The following is a 16,825-nucleotide window of genomic DNA, read 5'->3' on the forward strand; positions in this document are numbered from 1 at the left end:
ATGGCTATGATACAAGGTAAAGGCCTTAAATACCGAGTGTGGGCAACACATGCACTGTTGTGGTGTTTCCTGGCAATGATTATCTTCCCACTACTGATGATCATCGCAATTTCGTTCCGTGAAGGTAACTTCGCAACAGGTAGCTTGATTCCAGATAACCCATCTCTGGAGCACTGGAAACTTGCACTAGGTATCTCAGTAACGAATGCTGATGGTTCGGTAACTGCACCACCATTCCCAGTACTGACTTGGTTGTGGAACTCTGTGAAAGTTGCAGGTATTACATCGATTCTGATTGTGGCACTGTCTACGACATCAGCTTACGCGTTTGCTCGTATGCGCTTTAAAGGTAAGAACACAATCCTGAAAGCGATGATGATTTTCCAAATGTTCCCTGCGGTATTGGCTCTTGTGGCAATTTACGCACTGTTCGACAAACTTGGACAATACGTACCGTTCTTAGGCTTGAATACGCACGGTGGTTTGATCTTCTCTTACTTAGGCGGTATCGCACTGCACGTATGGACGATTAAAGGCTACTTTGAGACGATTGATAACTCTCTAGAAGAAGCGGCAGCACTAGACGGTGCTACGCCATGGCAAGCATTCAGACTGGTTCTACTACCGCTGTCTGTGCCAATTCTAGCAGTTGTGTTTATCCTATCTTTCATTGCGACAGTTGGTGAGGTTCCAGTAGCGTCTATCCTACTTACTGATGTGAACTCTTACACGCTAGCAGTAGGTATGCAGCAATACCTATACCCTCAAAACTACTTATGGGGTGACTTTGCGGCAGCGGCTGTGCTTTCAGCGCTTCCTATCACTATCGTGTTCTTACTTGCTCAACGTTGGTTAGTTGGCGGTTTGACGGCAGGTGGTGTAAAAGGATAAGCTGTATCCTATAAGAAAGAAAAAGAGCGACCTTCGTGGTCGCTCTATATTGGCATTTTTATTACATCATTTGGTTTGGCCGCCGATCAGTAATAAAAATAACCCTCAGGTTACGCATAGCTGGCTACTAATCAGGTTCCTTACGCTATTAATGATTAGTGGTTTTTGTAACTCTAACCCAGGTATTTACTTGGGTTTTTTTATGCCTGCTGTTTTTAATCTTGCCTTTGTGTCAGCTTTGCTCGTTCACTGTCTACCCAGCGCGATTGTTATGTTTACAACGGCTTGAGTATTCAAAGTTTCGAGTCACATCTCTCCTAAACATTGACTGCATCATCTCGGTTACTTGAGGAAATGAACTAGTCTCACAAATCAGACATTCAGTATAAGGGGCTAATAGTCTATTGATATATTGCTAATATTCCATTGCGTGATACTTCAATGATTTGTATGCAACAACTATAGATATTGCATAAAAAAAGGACATAGACACAGTTATGCCTTTTAGAGCTTTTACTCGTTATTTCACGTGCTTATATAAGGTGTTTTGGATATTAGTTTTGTGAAGTGTTTGGTTGAGTATTGAGTCAGAACTCTTTACTTGAAGGAGCGCATCCAAGGTGTTGCAGTAATACATAGATACTTTCTTGGTCCAAGGCCACGCGACGAAACAGATCCGCAAATGTCGAGTCACCGCCGAAACAGGTTTGGATGTAGTGGTTGATCTCATTACTGTCGTAGCCTTCGACGTACAAAGTTCTAACCCATTGGTACTCAACAGCCTTCAAATTGTTCAGTGTAGCTTCGCTAAGAGTGGGGCGTGTGACGCTCAAGTGTGGCTCCGGGAAATTTAATACATCCATTATGATTGGCGGTATTTAACCAGAGCAAAATGACGACTTTATTACAGTCAAAATAAATCATTGAGCTTAGGGCAATTCATTCTAAGTGTTGGCAGAGAATCACGCTCTATGGCCGTAACAGAGTGCTTTTGGGGCTTATTAGATAGGAAGGTAGGGTTAGATAAACGAATGCCAAGCGAGTACCTGGCATTGAAACTATTTGGGCTGAAAAATAGCTGTTAAATGATACTGTAGGGCTAATGATTAACCTTATTTCAGGTACTTCACGTGCGCTTCCATCTCTTCACCGATCTGCTTACGCATGTTCATGAGGCGAATAGCTGAATCTCTTAGTTCGATGTCTTCTGGTGTTTCTGGAATCCATTCTGGGACTTTAGTCGGGTTACCATTTTCATCCACCGCAACCATAATAACGATACAGTGAGTGGTTAGTCGGTTATTCAATTCTTTAGGATCGCTGGCTTGTACATCGATAGCAATATGCATAGAAGAGGAACCGGTATAGATGACTTTTGCACTTACTTCTACCAAGTTACCTACATGGATTGGGGCAACAAATCGAATACCACCAGCGTAGGCTGTAATGCAATATTTGCCACTCCATCCTGCAGAGCAAGCATAGGCCGCTAAATCGATCCATTTCATTGCTGCGCCACCATGAACCTTACCACCAAAGTTCACATCCCCGGGTTCAGCTAAAAAACGCAGAGTAACGTCTCGTTTACCATCTTGTCGGCTATTGTTACTGCTCATGTGTCTTCCTTCATTATTATTTTATTGCATAACATGCGTGTTACTTGCTAATAACAATATACTTAAGACGAAATAATTTAAAGCGGATAATCTCAAGGTTACGAGTATTTTTTCAAACGGATGACAAGCAGGTGAAGGTTGTTGTTTGTTGGGCTTATGAGGCTGCGGACTAGGCTCATGGAGTTCGATACTGAAAAAAAACACCTAGCGCAGTGCTAGGTGTTTTTAAGCTGTTAGGTACTCATCGCGGTACCTTTATAATGTTAGCCAACTAACCGTTGTTTTATCTGGTTCGTTAAAGTGATTCTATCTTCATTACCACCAAAGTGGTAGTTAAAAGTCTTTATTGTTGAGCTCACTTTTACTGTTGTATGAAGTATAGATCCTTCGCGTAGATATTTCCTTTCGGATTGTTGTTTGGGAAGCCTTTGAGGGTATTTCGCACTAATCGAGTGTGATTGTAGTGATATAGAGGCATAACTGCTGCAGATTCGTTTAATATCGACTCAGCATGCTGGTATAAAGCAAAGCGATTAGCCTGATCTTCCGTCTTGCTTGCTTGCTGTAAAAGCTCATCGTACTCTGGATTACAGAAACCGCTTTCGTTTGCAGTGTGATCGCAAGTGAATGCTTCTAGAAGAGCAGAAGGTTCTGGGTAATCGCCAAATGCCCATGAACGAGCAAGTTGATAGTCTCCGGTTCCTTTTGCTGCGACGTATGCTTTCCATTCCATGTTTTGTAATTCAACGTTCACCCCGAGAGGCTTCCACATCGAGGCAATTGCGATGGCAATTTTTTTGTGGTTCTCGCTGGTGTTATAGGTGAGTGTGAATTTCAGAGGGTTTGCTCCGTTGTATCCAGCGTCTTCAAGTAGCTGTTTCGCTTTGGCTTGGCGTTCGACACTATTTAATGCTTCAAATACTGATTTCGGCGCCGTGTAGTTAGGAATATTATTCGGTGTCACGCTGTAGGCTTCGGGTTCACCTTGCCCTGTTACCTTATCTACTAGTATCTCACGGTCGACGGCCATGCTTAGTGCTTGACGTACTCTGACATCATCAAATGGTGCCTGACGCGTATTGAACGAGTAGACGTAAGAACCTAGCAAAGCTTGCGCTTTAATTTGCTCTGGGCTCTCTTTGACAAGTTTTTGGTAGTACTCAAGCTGTACGCGATTGGTCATATCAATCTCACCAGACTGATAACGAATAAGCTCAGCGTTTTGAGATGATAATCCTAGGTAGGTTACCTTATTAATAACCGTTGAATCGTTATCCCAATAGTTTGGATTTCTCGTCACTTCGACGTATTCATTGGCAACCCATTTACTGAGAGTGTAAGCACCATTGGTCGCAATGTTTTCTGCACGAGTCCATTGCTCTCCTTTCTCTTCTACTAATTTAGTTGGCAGAGGGAAGAAGGTTTTAATACTCATTAAACTCATGAAGTAGGGAGTAGGTTTCGATAAGGATATTTCTACCGTGCGATCGTCGAGTGCTTTAATCCCTAGCTCTGAGGGATCTTTGTCTCCAGCTAGAATTTCACTGGCGTTGACGATATTTGCCGTCGAGAAAACAAAACCGGTGTTATTGCCCGTTTTAGGAGACACGGCACGTTGCCAACCAAACACAAAGTCTGCTGCGGTCACAGGATCACTATTTGACCATTTAAGGTCGTCTTTTAAAACGAATGTGACCGTTTTTCCACCGTTGCTGAATGTCCAACTTTCAGCTTGTCCTGGAATAATTTGTCCATCGCTGTTCTCGATAACAAAGCCTTCGAACATATCGTTGACGATAATGTCTCCTGGCATGCCAGAGTTGACGAAGCTAGGGTCTAGCGTATTTGGCTCTGCACCATTACCACGAACAAAATGCTGTTCTTTGGCGAGTGAAGTACCAGAGGGCACAGAAGCGGCAATAGCTGAAGTGGAAGAGAGTGCGAGAAGTGATGAGATAATCAGAGGTAGCTTTGGTTGAGTCATTGTAATTCCTTTTACAACTTAAACAGTACTCAATGCATTAAACATGACTCGGGCAAAGGTTGCAATACAGCAAGTGTGCATTAATGGAATTTGAAAGCGGTATGAAAAAACGAAAATGCCTGCGGAGTAACGCAGGCATTCTTAAGTGAAACTTGTTCGTGTGTAGGAAGCTTAAAGCATGGGAATTTTGCCTAACTTTGTTGAGGTAGTGGCGCTTCCAGTCTCGGTTTTCTTTTTACTTGAGCAAGGATAACACCAGAAACGACCATGATACCGCCAATGATATGGAACTGGTTAATCTCTTCGCCTAACCATGTCGATGCTAATACAATCGCGACGACAGGCATTAGGTTCATGAACATCGCACTTGAATCAGCGCCAATCGTGTCAATTGCTTTAACCCACATCCAAGGTGCCAAAATGGAAGCCGCTATAGCTGCGTAAGCAATCAAAGGAATAGCTTGTTGTGAAGGGACGAGTTGTTCGCTCGTTAACCAAAGTGGTGCCAACATCGCGACCGCGAATATCCCTTGCATGTAGATGACTACCCAGTTGCTGATCGGCATTTTCCAACGTTTTAGCAACACGCAGTAAGAAGCGTACACACAAGCTGCGATTAACATGTAGCCATCGCCTTGCGTTAACTCTTGATGGATGAAGAATAGGGGATCGCCTTTACCAAGCATTAACGCTAAGCCTGATAGAGACAACACACCGCCTACAATACTCAAACTTGAAATCGACTTGTTAAGTAGTGGAACGCTAAGAAATACGCTGATCAATGGCACTAATGATGTAATCAAAGCCATGTTCGAAGCGGAAGTGGTTAAGCCAGCGTAGTAACCTAAAGATTGGTTCAACACCATGCCTAGAAAGCCAAGGAAAGCCAGCTTGGATAAGTTTGGTTTGATGATTGGCCACTGTTTGATAACCGAGCGAATGCAGAAAGGAGTCAGAATTAACATCGCAATAAACCAACGGTAAAAACTCATCGCGCTCGGTTCGATGGTGCTTGCAGCGAGCTTGTTGACAATCGCATTGGCACCCCAGATACAGACTGTGAAAAAAGGTAAAAGATAATGCATGTGAATTCCATCGCAAAATGAGTTGATGCGGCTAGTTTGACAGGTCGTTATACTTACAGATATCTTTAAAAAGACATCAGGCGCGATAGGAAGACAAGATTGAAAAAACACTCAAGAAACCTGCACCCATCCTTATCAATTGATAAGGCACCATCCAACGTATTTATGAATTTCGAAGCGTTCTTATCGAATACCGAAACTCGTGTCCACAGTCACCCTTGGGGACAAGTTCAACTGATCAGTGGTGGGATTCTTGAAATGGAAGCAGAGGATACGCGCTTCCTAGCACCACCACACCTTGCGATTTGGGTACCTGCAGGGGTCAGGCATTGCAGCTATAACCGTAAACCTTTGGACTACTGTTCACTGAATATCGCACCAGAGTTAACTCAGCACCTACCAGAAAAGACCAGCCTCATTAAGATCACGCCGATAGTCTCTTCGATTATTGATGACTTTCGTCAACGTGATATCAACGTCGCACAAACCGAACCAGACAAGAGATTGGTCCAGGTCTTATTGGATCAACTCGCAGAGCGCCAAGTTGAACACCACTTCCTACCGTCTACTGACAACAAGTACCTTGCGCCTATTTTAGCGGCGATAGAAGAGAACCCAACGGATGAGATTTCGTTGAAAGATTGGGCGGAGAAAGTACATGCTACCGAGCGTACTTTGTCGCGTCACTGCCAAAGCGAACTGGGTATGAGCTTTACCGAGTGGCGCTTGCGCGTTCGTTATTTATACTCAATGGATCTGCTAAGAAATGGGCAGTCGGTTAAAGAAGTTGCGCTTACGTTAGGCTACAACCAAGCCAGCCCTTTCATCAGTATGTTTAAGAAGTATTCAGGACAAACACCAGAGCAGTATAAGAACCGTTTGTTGTAATAGGTTTAGTTAATTCCTTCGATTAACAGTGTGGAGGTTATGATTTTTATATCTAAACCATTGTTTTATTTGGCTAAACTCAATTGATTTTAGCTTGATTCTAGACCTGATTCTTTTATGGTTTTAATTTGGTTATATAAGCGTTTAGTTTTCTTTCGGTAATTCGGTGATGATTTATTTACCACTTGCTCAACGTATCGAGGAAAACCTTGAAGTTCCAAATCTCAATCATATCAGTGTTAGTTGCCACACTTACTGCATGCGGAGGTGGCGGCGGCGGTTCGACACCCCCGACTCAAAAGAAACAAACCGTAGTGCCTCAAATGTCGGTCACTCCCGCCAAAGGTAGCGTGGCTGATCCCAAAGATGATGCAGCAAAGAAATTCGCTAGCAGACCTGCTATGTATTCGGAAAATACCATTGGTAGCACTGATATCAAACAGTGCGAAAAGTCCCTGAACCTGTTCAATATTTATAGTATTGGTTGGGAAGATGAATTCAACAAGGGGCTATCGGCTAAGCAACGAAAAGATCTTAAAGACTTCCGTGGCATTTATCTCGCAGACGGTAGAGTAGAGAATATCGTTAACACCAAGCAAACGATCGAAGCAAAAGATTGGATCAGCTATTTTTACTATGATGCAAATTTTCAAGATTGCGAAGCTCGCCGCTACAAATCGTATGCTAAAGAAAGCAAAGTTGGCGAAGACATTACTGAGCTTCGTTATAAGTACAGTGTTGACGCCGATGCTACTACAAACACACCTCAACAAAACATAAGTAACTACACCGCTTGGCAAACTGATTCTGCGAAAAACACAGTGATTGGTCTCGTGACCAACATTACAACGGGTAGTATTCAGCATAAACAACAACTGAAAAGCTTTAAATCTGATAGCGGGCGTTCTGTTGATAACGTCAGTTTCAGCAAGATGTTTAGAAACAGCTACTTTTTGGAGTCTTATGACAATGGGAAAGTTGAGTACCAAGTTGTGGGCGGTAAGGTGATTGATAGATATGGGAAGTCAAAATCGTCAGACCCTGATACATATTATGCCATTAACTTAATTTCTGCGTATTTCCCAGATGTAGGTACTCGAATTAACTGGTGTGTTCGAGGAAGCCAGCTGGTCTCAAATCAAGAGAAGCCAATCAGCGAAGCTCAATACAAACGCATTATTGGTGACGGTGACTTAGGTGCTGCGTATTGCGACCCATTTGATAAGAATATCGGCAAAGTTCGTTATTATGATACGAAAGGAAACAAAGTATCAGACAGCTCTGCTATCGCCGACGAGCTAAACAACAAGTTGGTACAAGGCACCGTTATTAAAGATAAGTTGGATCAACGCGTTAAAAACAAGAAGCTGTACTTAGGAAAAACACACCGTGAATATTTCCAGGATACTTCTCTGGTGAATCAAGTTGACCAGATTAAAGCTGACTTGACGCAGTAGGTTTACTGTCGCACTTTGCCCCACAACCTAATCAAATGAGTATTAGCCGAACGCAAATGAAGAATGCGTTCGGCTATTTTATTGCACCACCCATATTATTTTCAAAACAAACCGATTGCATATAAATTGTGTTTTGTAGAGTATGGGGGCACTCATAAATGGTGGGTGAATAACAACAATAACAAGGATAATAAAAACAATGAAAATGCGTTTAAATCTAAGCCTCTTGCTGATTTCGACGGCTCTTAGTCCAGTTGCGCTTGCTAATACTAGCTACCCTGATGGTTACTACCTTGAAGCAGAGGGGCTAAGTGGGAATGCCTTAAAAGATATGCTCGGTGTGATTGCTGCTCGCGGGCAAAAGCAACTCACTTACACTCAGGTGTGGTCTGCATTGAAAGACACCAACGAAGATCCGAATAACCCGAACAATGTGATTTTGTATTATAGCGGTCGTTCACAATCCAAAGACTTTACATCATCAGGCAACAACGACAAGAATGCTTGGAACCGTGAACACCTTTGGCCAAAATCTTTTGGTTTCAAGCGCAAAGATCAGTGGGGTTACACTGACATTCATCACCTACAACCAACCGACGCAGAGATTAACTCAATTCGTTCGAACAAAGACTTCGACTTTGGTGGAGCGCCATTGAAAAAATCACCGCTTAACAAGACGGATTACGACAGCTTTGAACCTCGCGATGCAGTGAAAGGGGATACCGCCCGTTCGCTTTTCTACATGGCCGTACGCTATGAAGGAAATAACGCAAAAATGCCTGACTTGTACTTAGTCGACGACACGTCGAGCTCTTCAGGGCAACCTAAGGTTGGAAAACTGTGCACATTACTACAATGGCATAACGCAGATCCTGTCGATGATTGGGAACGTAATCGCCATGAAAAAGCCGTTAAATGGCAAGGCAACCGTAACCCGTTCATTGATAACCCAAGCTGGGTAAATGACATATATGACAGCCGCTGTAACGGTTGATATATAAACTGAAGCCAATGCAAAGAAGCCATCCTAGTGATGGCTTTTTATCTAGCGGAAACTTTATTAGTGAGTGCTATTTGCAGTAGAGAACACTTAGTGTATCGATAAGCAACATCGTTAAGCTTCAGCCATGCTCTTCGTGTTTGTGTTGAGTGATATGCAGGTTCTAGATAACGATTGAGTGATATCCAAGTGTTGGTACCAGTTATTGAAAACCAGTTCGAAGTCATTAAGAATAATCCGACCAAACGTATGATTTCGATATTGTTCACAGAGGTTAAAAAGTCGCTGAGCATTATTGATTGGTGATCTAAAGCGAATCAAAGAGCTGTGAGCAGTGACCTGTTTGTATCGACTATCGAAAGTGACTCGTAGCCCTTCTTCTACTAACGCTTCACGCAACTTGTTTCGGAACTGTTCAAGTCCATTACCTATAGGAAAGCCTTGGAGGATGATACAGTTTTCAGAAGCACTTATGCCTTTATATTCAATCTCAATAGGTGCAATTGAACCTACAACTTTATTGAAAACCTCAATGTAGGATTGAGCATTAACCTGAGTTATTTCAAAGTTAGCAACGCATGAAATGATGGAAAGAATGGTTAAATGCAACTCCTCCCTAGGATGATAATATTGGTCGGGTTCGAGTATGTGTACAGCTTCTTGAAATCTCATTATTTCATCGAGAAGAGCATTGTTGCCTTGTTTTAGATAGGCTAGAGCAGTGATCCCTCTTCGAGTGTCGTTGGGGAGATCTAATAGATGTGAATCTAGTTCATATTGGTCGGTTTCAGATGCAACTTTAAAGCGTTGCCACATCTTGCTGTAAATATCTTCGCTCACAGGTTTCCTTCGATACTTATTGAGACAACAGGTAAGTACAGAACTTAGTCCATAGAGATGAGTGGATTAAATTCATCCTCACTCAAATATTATGTTTAGCTGTTCTATTACTCGGTTGTGTGGGTTTAGGCTTCAACAGCTCCTATTTTCTTAGACATATTAAAACCAGTAATAGAGAAGCCCACTGCTTGGTAGAGCTTCAGTGCTCTTTCATTATGGTATGCAACTCTCAACTTTATTTGTTCAATACCATGCTCCTTAAGCTGCTGCTCTAATAGGCTCAGAGCTTGCTTTCCATAGCCAGCACCTCGGTACAAATTAGATACGTAGAAGTCGTAGATGAAGGTAGATTTATCTTCTGTATTAATGGAGTGCCAAAGGTAGCCGACGAGACATGCTTGTCCATTTAACTGAGCTTCAATACAAAGAAGCGAATGCTCGTTTCCTTCAAGGCCATTCGGGAAGCAACGATGTAGATCTTTTTTAGCTAGCTCAACGGATCGCTCCATAGAGTGGCCATAGTTTTTCGCTATTTCACTGCTGTAATCGTCAATAAAATAGTCGCAGTAAGCGGGGTACTCTTCATGGCGCATTTCTCTAAGTTTAATCATGTATCTCCTTACTATGTACTTAAATAAAATCGAGATTCAAGGGGTAGATGCGATGTCTTAACTGTAGGTTAGATCGAAAGGTAAACATGGTGTGCCTTGGTGATATTTAAGCTGCCAACCAGCCTCAGTCAAAACCCATATAGAGCAACGTTTGGCATAGTTACTCACATCACCAAGTTCACTTACCAAAGCAGTCTGATATTTTAGTAAGTGTACCGAAGGGCTTAGTAAAAGGCATTCGTAGTTTTGTGAGTGAATTTTTGAGGTGGAAGGTTCCTCTGCTCTCATCATTTTGACGATAGACATAAAGTCATAGCTATCGCCACTGCGACCGACTTCAGAAAAATCGGGATGTATTAAACGCTTAATATCATTGTTGTTTTGTCGAACTTCATATTGATGAAGATCGATTTCTTGCTGAATTAAAATGTCCAATAGAGCTCCCTAGCGTAGATTTCAAATTACCAGTTATCATGTTACGTACCATCCCTAGAAGCATTGTATAGAGTGCTTAGGGGCTTCGAGGCTTGGTAATAAGCGTTTTGTTATAGAGTGGTTCCATTTACTAACGACCAGTGGTGTGGCATTAATTCACGGATAGTTTTGAACACCAGCTTATTCTCTTTTGTTGAGATAGCTGCTTTAACGTCGCCTCCCCAATGAACCAGTCTTTCTTGGCAGACTCCACAAGGAGATAGCACCAAAAACTCACTACTCTCGTCTTCTCGACAGATACACAGAGAGTGCGTGACTTTTTCGTTCAATTTATGCGCTTCCAGAAAGGCGCCGACCTCCATACAAAGAGAAAGTGCATCATTTTTCGTATCGGGAGCAATACTAGTTAAAATTTTGCCTGTTTCCGTTCTTACAGCCGCAGCCCCGCCCCAGCCTCGCGGATACCGTTTTTTAATCAGGTCAACGGCAGCGTGATATAACTCCTGTTCTTCTTGTTCCATAGTATCCTCTCGAGCTGCCACTGTTTGTAGCTAGTTAATGATGACGGCCGTTTTCGCCAACTTGTCACCTATTCTCTGCCTCTTTTTACCAAGAATAAAAAATGCGTCGATAATGCCAAGCAATGGTGATAGCAAATTACGAAAGAGTGATTGTGTTAAACTACAACTTTCTCCTGTAACCGAATCTATAACCGAAATTCCCAGTAGTTTCTTGCCAAGACTTTGACCTCTCGGCAAACCATCAGAAAGTAGGAAGTACGAAGCTGCTATCAAGCTCGCTGACCAACCTGTTATATCTTGAGATAAGCCGATTGAATTACCTAACGAAAGAAAGAGCATGAATATGATAGCACTAATGAAAGTATCGATGAGCTCCCCTACATAACGACGCCCTGGGCTTGCTAGCTTATGCGCTGTAATTACACTGTCATTATTGTTTTTCACTTTTTCCCTTTATATGAATTGGATATTTGAGTTGCTTGATAATGTCAGGTCCACCTAGCTATGTTTTAGCGCGCTGTGACCTCCTTGGACCGATACTCTCTAACATACAGGGTCAATTAATTTGGATGATGACCCTGAAAATCGTGATGGTGTTGCCTGTAAAGAATGAACCGCGTAGCCAAATATTAAGCTATTAGCTTTTGTTGTTTTTACTCTTGGTAATATATATAAAACTTATACTTGTTAGTATTTATTAAACAGACGTCGATGCATGATCGCTTCACAAAACGGAATCTCACTATTGAGTGGTTGCGTTGTTAGGTGTGGATTTAACTTATTGACTTGGTTGTACTTAATTATTTGATGTTGTAGCGAATATGACTTTACGCTGTGACAAGAGCGTTCGATTTGAATAGGTGGCTGGTTAATTCATGTCTTTTTATTGTCATTGCTTTATGACTGCTCAGACATACCTAATACCCGGTCAACTCCATATACCCTGTACCTGAGTGTGTTCCTTTAATTAAGATTGGACCCTCCCAATAGGGAACCGATAGTGGCATTTTTGCGTTTGGGTTGAGTGCCGAGACTGTCAGTTCTATTTGCTGGCTTGGAATTGAAACCAGCCACTCTGTTGGATAATCGCGCCCATCAATTACTGTTTGTTTGGTTGCAGTGAGAGTAATGTCTTGCTGCGAAATGGCAGTACCAGAACCATTTTGCTGCATCAGCCTTGCGTGAGCATAACTGGCTTCGCCTGTTGCTGAGTTTCGCAGTTGGAATACGACTAGGCTCGTTTCATCACTGAGTCTCAGTGCAAACCAATCCCAGCCTTGTTGAGAGTCGAGTAAGAACTGCGAGCTCCATTCTCTGTCTATCCAACCTTTGCCTGAAACCTGATGCGTCACGCCATCAATCGTCACGTCGCCTGATACATCTATGAATGGTTGGCTGTAGTAGTAGGAAGCGACTTTGCCATCGCTGCTTTTAGTGCTGTAGCCTTGCTCTCCTTGTTTTTGGTAGGGAGCGTCGCTAGTCAGTGTTAACGAGTAGCCAAACTGCTCTGAGTTAGCATCCAATGTGGCAGGGAATAAGTCATCAGTAGAAGATGTCCATTGCCAATCATCAAGATAGACGCGAAATGGTGATGTGTTTACTCCTGCCAGTTCTGCGTGATCGCGTGACCATTTTTCATCGGCGTAGTGTTTGTCTTCGGTGGTGACGGCACTGTGCGCCATGTAGATCTGTTGGCTTTGCCATGCGGTTGACTTGTTTTGCTCGACGCTGTTTTCTGGATCTGCGGCAAAGCGGAACTGTGTCCATTGTACGCCTAGAGCATTACCGTCTTCATCGATGAGATTTGCGGTTAGGTACCACCATTCATGACGGAAACTCGGGTGCGCTTGATGGTCTTCAGGGAAGGTGAGTTCAACGCCTTTAATGACGGGACTGAATTGATCACTCTGCTGTTCGCTGTTCCCGCCGAGTATTGATCCCATGTTTTGTGCGGAATTCGGATCGACCTTGTCACAACCCCATAGAGATAGCAGACCCAGTGAGATGGCAGATAGTCTGATTAACTTACTCTTCAAGCCAATGTTCATTACAACACCTCACTTTGCAAACTGGATACCACAGGCTTACTGACCAATCGCCATAGAGGAATGAGTGTTGCAATCACCGCCACAACAATCGTGATGACGGATATGCTGAGCGCATCAATCCAGTTCCACTGGTAATTTAAGCTCCAACCGAAGGCGCGCAGGGTGACGATGTCTGTTAGCACGTAGCCAACCATCGCACCAAGTGGGATGGCGATAACCAAAGTAAAGGTCACAAGCACAACTATTTGCCCGAGAACCATCGCCATTAACTTTTTGCGGCTTACGCCAAGTGCATACAACCTTGCGATAGCAGCCTTACGTGCATCGAGTAACATGAAACACGCACAGAATAGGCCAATGACGGCAACCATCAAGGTGACGCCATTCAACGCACGAGTGATGGCGAAGGTTTGTGAAAAGATGTCTAAAGCGAGGGATTTGATCTGAGCTTGGTCGTAGAGCTGACTTGGATGCAAGTTCAATTGCTGGCGCAGCTGTTCGTAGACTTGTTGTTGGTCACCAGAGACTTTAACCCCTAGGCTAGTCGGCAAGGTAGTAAAACCGCTTTCAAGCCATAAATTAGGGGCAAGCAATACCTCGCCATTGGGTGAGCCGTAGTCGTGGAAAATAGCACCGACGACTAGTGATTTGTTTGGAATAGAGTCGAGCTTAAGTTCGCTATTCAAAGACAAACCAAGCTTCACCGCCGTGGGTTCGCTGATCGCTACTAATTCACCCTGATAGAAGCGTTGCCAAAAGTTATCAAGCTGAGATTGGAACACCATGGTCTGCGCTAATGTATCTTCGTCTTTGGTGCCGAGTAATGTGGGTAAGCCTTGCAAGTTATCGTCGACATAGTATTGCTTATAGACGGTTTCAACGTTTTCAAACTGCTCTAATGCACGTTCTACGTTGGCGATTTCACCTTGAGCTGGGCTAACATAAATGTCGGCATGCAGTCGCTGTTCTAACCATTGCTTTAGAGTGGATTCAAAGCTGCCTACCAAGGTATTCATTCCCATGTTAGCCGTTACAGCAAGAAGCAGCGCCATCATGGCAAGGGATAGTGGAGAGATGAGCTCTCTCAATTCAGCAAACAGGTACTGCATCAACCCCGACTGAGTGCGCTGTTCACTCCAATTTGCTAATACGCTGAGCGTTTTAGGTAGGTACAGAGGAATAGATACCACTAACACGCCAAGCCACGCCATGGTGAAGCGGTGGTGTTCACTAAACCACAAGCCAGCTAATGCGATACCCGTGAGTGTTATTCCGATGATAAACAGTTGGTTTTCGTTTGAAGCTTCTGGCGCTTGATAAAAGCCTCCATGAGAAGAGAGCGGTTGTTGAATGCGTTGTTTAAAGTGCTGCCAACAGGCAACAAGCGTGGAAGCTAAGGTGAGTAATAAGGCCTGAACTAACCATGACCACTGCCATGTGCCAGGCAGAAGTGTTGCACCGTAAAGTTGTTCTAGCGTGATCGCCACGGTGGGGTGGAGCCAGTGGCTCAATTGAATCCCCAAAATGAAACCGAGTGAAGCACCTAGGGTTACCAGAACGGTAAGCTCAATAAGCAAAGCTGAAAATACCATGCTTGGTGCCACACCGGCTTGCTGAATTTGAACCAGTAGTCGATTACGTTTCAGTAAACTGTATTTCACACCGTTATAAGCGATAAACAAACCTACCAAGAACGCCAGCAAGCTCATGGCAGTTAAGTTGAGGTGAAAGCTGTCGGTAATTGAGCCGAGATCGGTACTTTGGTTGTTAGTGATCCATTGCCCTTGTTCTGCGATGAGACTCTGCCAGTTATCTTGTGGTTGGTTCTCGACATTAAAAACGGCGATATAGCTCAGTTGACCTTGTTTGTTGAGCAGTTGTTGAGCGAATCCTATGTCCATCAGCATTCGACTCCCCAGTTGCCACTCATCAGGCAGCACAACCACTTGGGTAACGATGTCATCGAGGATCAGCGTTTCCACTTCGTCTAAGCTTTGATGCTGCGACTGGCTCATCATTACTATGGGCTTGCCTGCTAAGAGTTGAGGTAGGGGAAGTGCATTATCAAAAAGAGATATGCTTTGTTCGTTCTCTTTGGAGTAGCGAGCTCTTGAGGTAAGAGCGGCGATGAGCTCACTACCTTGGATTGACCAACGACGTCCTTGCTCGTCTCTCACACGCCCTTCAATCACAGGTAGTACCGCGCTGAGTCCGTTTTGTCTTAGCTTGAAGTAGAGCGACTCAGGTAGGTAGTTTTGTCCTGCTGGTGGAATGATTAGGTTCTGAGCCTGAGCGCTCAGTTGTTCGGTGGATTCTGCATAGCTGCGTTTGGCATTCAAGTTGATGGCTTGTACTGCGACAAACAAGGTGACCGCTAGCACAATGCCAATCAAGATCGCCGCGGCTTGCAATTGTGACTGACGATAGTGCGCCGCGAATAGGTTTAGCGTCAGTTTGGTGTGCGCAACCTTGAAGCGAGTAGGCGCGTTAGTAGCATTAGCCTTGAGCATGAGTCATCTCACTGGCTTGGTTTTGGTCTATATGCTTGAGACTTCCATTGTCCAAGACCAGCTGTCTCTGCATAAAATCGGCGCATTCAGGGCTGTGTGTCACCAATAATACAGCGGTGTTGCCTTGTGTTGTGATCTCACTTAGTAATCTCATCACCTCCAACCCTGCTTTATGATCTAGGTTGCCTGTGGGCTCATCTGCAAGCAAAAGTTTAGGTTTATGAGCCAACGCTCGAGCGATAGCGACACGCTGTTGTTGTCCACCAGATAGGGCTGATACGTGTCTATTAAGTAGTTCACTGATACCTAATGCGTCGACTAAGTAATCACACCAAGCTCCCCATTTCTGTTGGTTTAAATGCAATGGAAAGGCGATGTTTTGTTTTACGTTGAGTGGGGTGAGCAGGTTGAACTGCTGAAAGATAACGCCGAGCTTTTGGTGGCGGAAACGGCTCCAATGTTGGTCTTTCCACGCTGATGTATTTTCACCATCGAGCCACAACTCGCCTTTTGAAAGTGGTTCAAAGCCCGCAATTAAATTGAGTAGAGTACTCTTCCCACTGCCACTTGCTCCAGTCAAAGCAACGCTGACACCAGTCCCTAGATTGAAGTCGATATTGTCCAGTACTTGATGGCTCTCTTTGCCATCAATAAAGCTCTTACTGGCCTGTTGCAGTGTGACAACTGGGCTTTCCATTTCCTCTCCTTGTAATCAAAAAACGATCACCAAAGGTGTTATGTGTTGGCGATTGCTATCACGATAGACTCTCTCAAACTGTAGACGACAATTTCAGTAATTAGAGCGATTTATATCGAATTATTAGTAACTTGTACTTGATTGTTGAAGGAATGGATCAGTTGGTAGCTGGATAAGTACCCCCTAAATAGGTTGTTATTCTCTAGGCTCGGTTAGGGTACTTGGGGTTTCTCGCGTTGATT

The 16,825-nt window shown here is 43.7% G+C and carries 16 protein-coding genes; 4 read left to right on the forward strand and 12 right to left on the reverse strand.

The window, feature by feature from the left end; genetic code table 11:
• Window positions 1-891, forward strand: a complete 891-nt coding sequence (gene malG / locus F0228_RS06640) for a maltose ABC transporter permease MalG (protein WP_171762053.1) — start codon at window positions 1-3, stop codon at window positions 889-891.
• A 587-nt stretch (window positions 892-1,478) separates the two neighbouring features.
• On the opposite strand, the gene F0228_RS06645 is transcribed toward malG, so the two are convergent.
• The 4 genes from F0228_RS06645 to F0228_RS06660 form a co-directional block, all read right to left on the reverse strand.
• Entirely contained in the window at window positions 1,479-1,724 is a 246-nt protein-coding gene (locus tag F0228_RS06645; protein ID WP_032498029.1) for a hypothetical protein, read from the reverse strand.
• Window positions 1,725-2,003: 279 nt separating this feature from the next.
• Window positions 2,004-2,507, reverse strand: coding sequence for an acyl-CoA thioesterase (locus F0228_RS06650; RefSeq protein WP_004737700.1), 504 nt, complete (start codon window positions 2,505-2,507; stop codon window positions 2,004-2,006).
• A 361-nt stretch (window positions 2,508-2,868) separates the two neighbouring features.
• Window positions 2,869-4,491 carry a peptide ABC transporter substrate-binding protein gene (locus F0228_RS06655; RefSeq protein ID WP_171730511.1) on the reverse strand — a complete coding sequence of 541 codons (1,623 nt, stop codon included), beginning with the start codon at window positions 4,489-4,491 and terminating at the stop codon, window positions 2,869-2,871.
• Between the two features lie 191 nt (window positions 4,492-4,682).
• The gene (locus F0228_RS06660; protein WP_061032158.1) at window positions 4,683-5,576 is read right to left on the reverse strand and encodes a DMT family transporter; all 894 of its coding nucleotides are present in this window, start codon (window positions 5,574-5,576) and stop codon (window positions 4,683-4,685) included.
• A 99-nt stretch (window positions 5,577-5,675) separates the two neighbouring features.
• Here F0228_RS06660 and F0228_RS06665 point away from each other — a divergent pair, with 99 nt between their 5' ends.
• From F0228_RS06665 to F0228_RS06675, 3 genes are all read left to right on the forward strand, one after another.
• On the forward strand, window positions 5,676-6,464 hold the full coding sequence (locus F0228_RS06665; RefSeq protein ID WP_061032159.1) for a helix-turn-helix transcriptional regulator: 789 nt from the start codon (window positions 5,676-5,678) through the stop codon (window positions 6,462-6,464).
• Window positions 6,465-6,673: 209 nt separating this feature from the next.
• Window positions 6,674-7,921, forward strand: a complete 1,248-nt coding sequence (locus F0228_RS06670; protein ID WP_116871277.1) for a hypothetical protein — start codon at window positions 6,674-6,676, stop codon at window positions 7,919-7,921.
• Window positions 7,922-8,120: 199 nt separating this feature from the next.
• The gene (locus F0228_RS06675) at window positions 8,121-8,915 is read left to right on the forward strand and encodes an endonuclease (RefSeq protein ID WP_128165012.1); all 795 of its coding nucleotides are present in this window, start codon (window positions 8,121-8,123) and stop codon (window positions 8,913-8,915) included.
• Between the two features lie 120 nt (window positions 8,916-9,035).
• On the opposite strand, the gene F0228_RS06680 is transcribed toward F0228_RS06675, so the two are convergent.
• The 8 genes from F0228_RS06680 to F0228_RS06715 form a co-directional block, all read right to left on the reverse strand.
• Window positions 9,036-9,761 (reverse strand): hypothetical protein, encoded by a 726-nt coding sequence (locus F0228_RS06680; protein ID WP_105058449.1) that lies wholly within the window; start codon window positions 9,759-9,761, stop codon window positions 9,036-9,038.
• Between the two features lie 125 nt (window positions 9,762-9,886).
• Complete coding sequence (locus F0228_RS06685; protein WP_105058448.1) at window positions 9,887-10,372, reverse strand: GNAT family N-acetyltransferase; 486 nt, start codon at window positions 10,370-10,372, stop codon at window positions 9,887-9,889.
• 57 nt (window positions 10,373-10,429) lie between these two features.
• Window positions 10,430-10,807: a DUF4440 domain-containing protein gene (locus tag F0228_RS06690; RefSeq protein ID WP_105058447.1), complete on the reverse strand. Its 378-nt coding sequence runs from the start codon at window positions 10,805-10,807 to the stop codon at window positions 10,430-10,432.
• A 110-nt stretch (window positions 10,808-10,917) separates the two neighbouring features.
• On the reverse strand, window positions 10,918-11,328 hold the full coding sequence (locus tag F0228_RS06695) for a cytidine deaminase (protein WP_105058446.1): 411 nt from the start codon (window positions 11,326-11,328) through the stop codon (window positions 10,918-10,920).
• Between the two features lie 30 nt (window positions 11,329-11,358).
• Complete coding sequence (locus tag F0228_RS06700) at window positions 11,359-11,772, reverse strand: RDD family protein (RefSeq protein ID WP_105058445.1); 414 nt, start codon at window positions 11,770-11,772, stop codon at window positions 11,359-11,361.
• Between the two features lie 473 nt (window positions 11,773-12,245).
• Window positions 12,246-13,376 carry a lipocalin-like domain-containing protein gene (locus F0228_RS06705; RefSeq protein WP_171730512.1) on the reverse strand — a complete coding sequence of 377 codons (1,131 nt, stop codon included), beginning with the start codon at window positions 13,374-13,376 and terminating at the stop codon, window positions 12,246-12,248.
• Window positions 13,376-15,886, reverse strand: coding sequence for an ABC transporter permease (locus tag F0228_RS06710; RefSeq protein WP_171762054.1), 2,511 nt, complete (start codon window positions 15,884-15,886; stop codon window positions 13,376-13,378). The genes F0228_RS06705 and F0228_RS06710 overlap by 1 nt, the downstream gene beginning before the upstream one ends.
• Window positions 15,873-16,583 (reverse strand): ABC transporter ATP-binding protein, encoded by a 711-nt coding sequence (locus F0228_RS06715; RefSeq protein WP_171730514.1) that lies wholly within the window; start codon window positions 16,581-16,583, stop codon window positions 15,873-15,875. Before F0228_RS06715 ends, F0228_RS06710 begins: the two co-directional genes overlap by 14 nt.
• Window positions 16,584-16,825: the final 242 nt, after the last annotated feature.

The organism is Vibrio sp. 99K-1 (assembly GCF_013114585.1).
In the GTDB taxonomy this organism is placed as follows: Bacteria; Pseudomonadota; Gammaproteobacteria; order Enterobacterales; family Vibrionaceae; genus Vibrio; species Vibrio chagasii_B.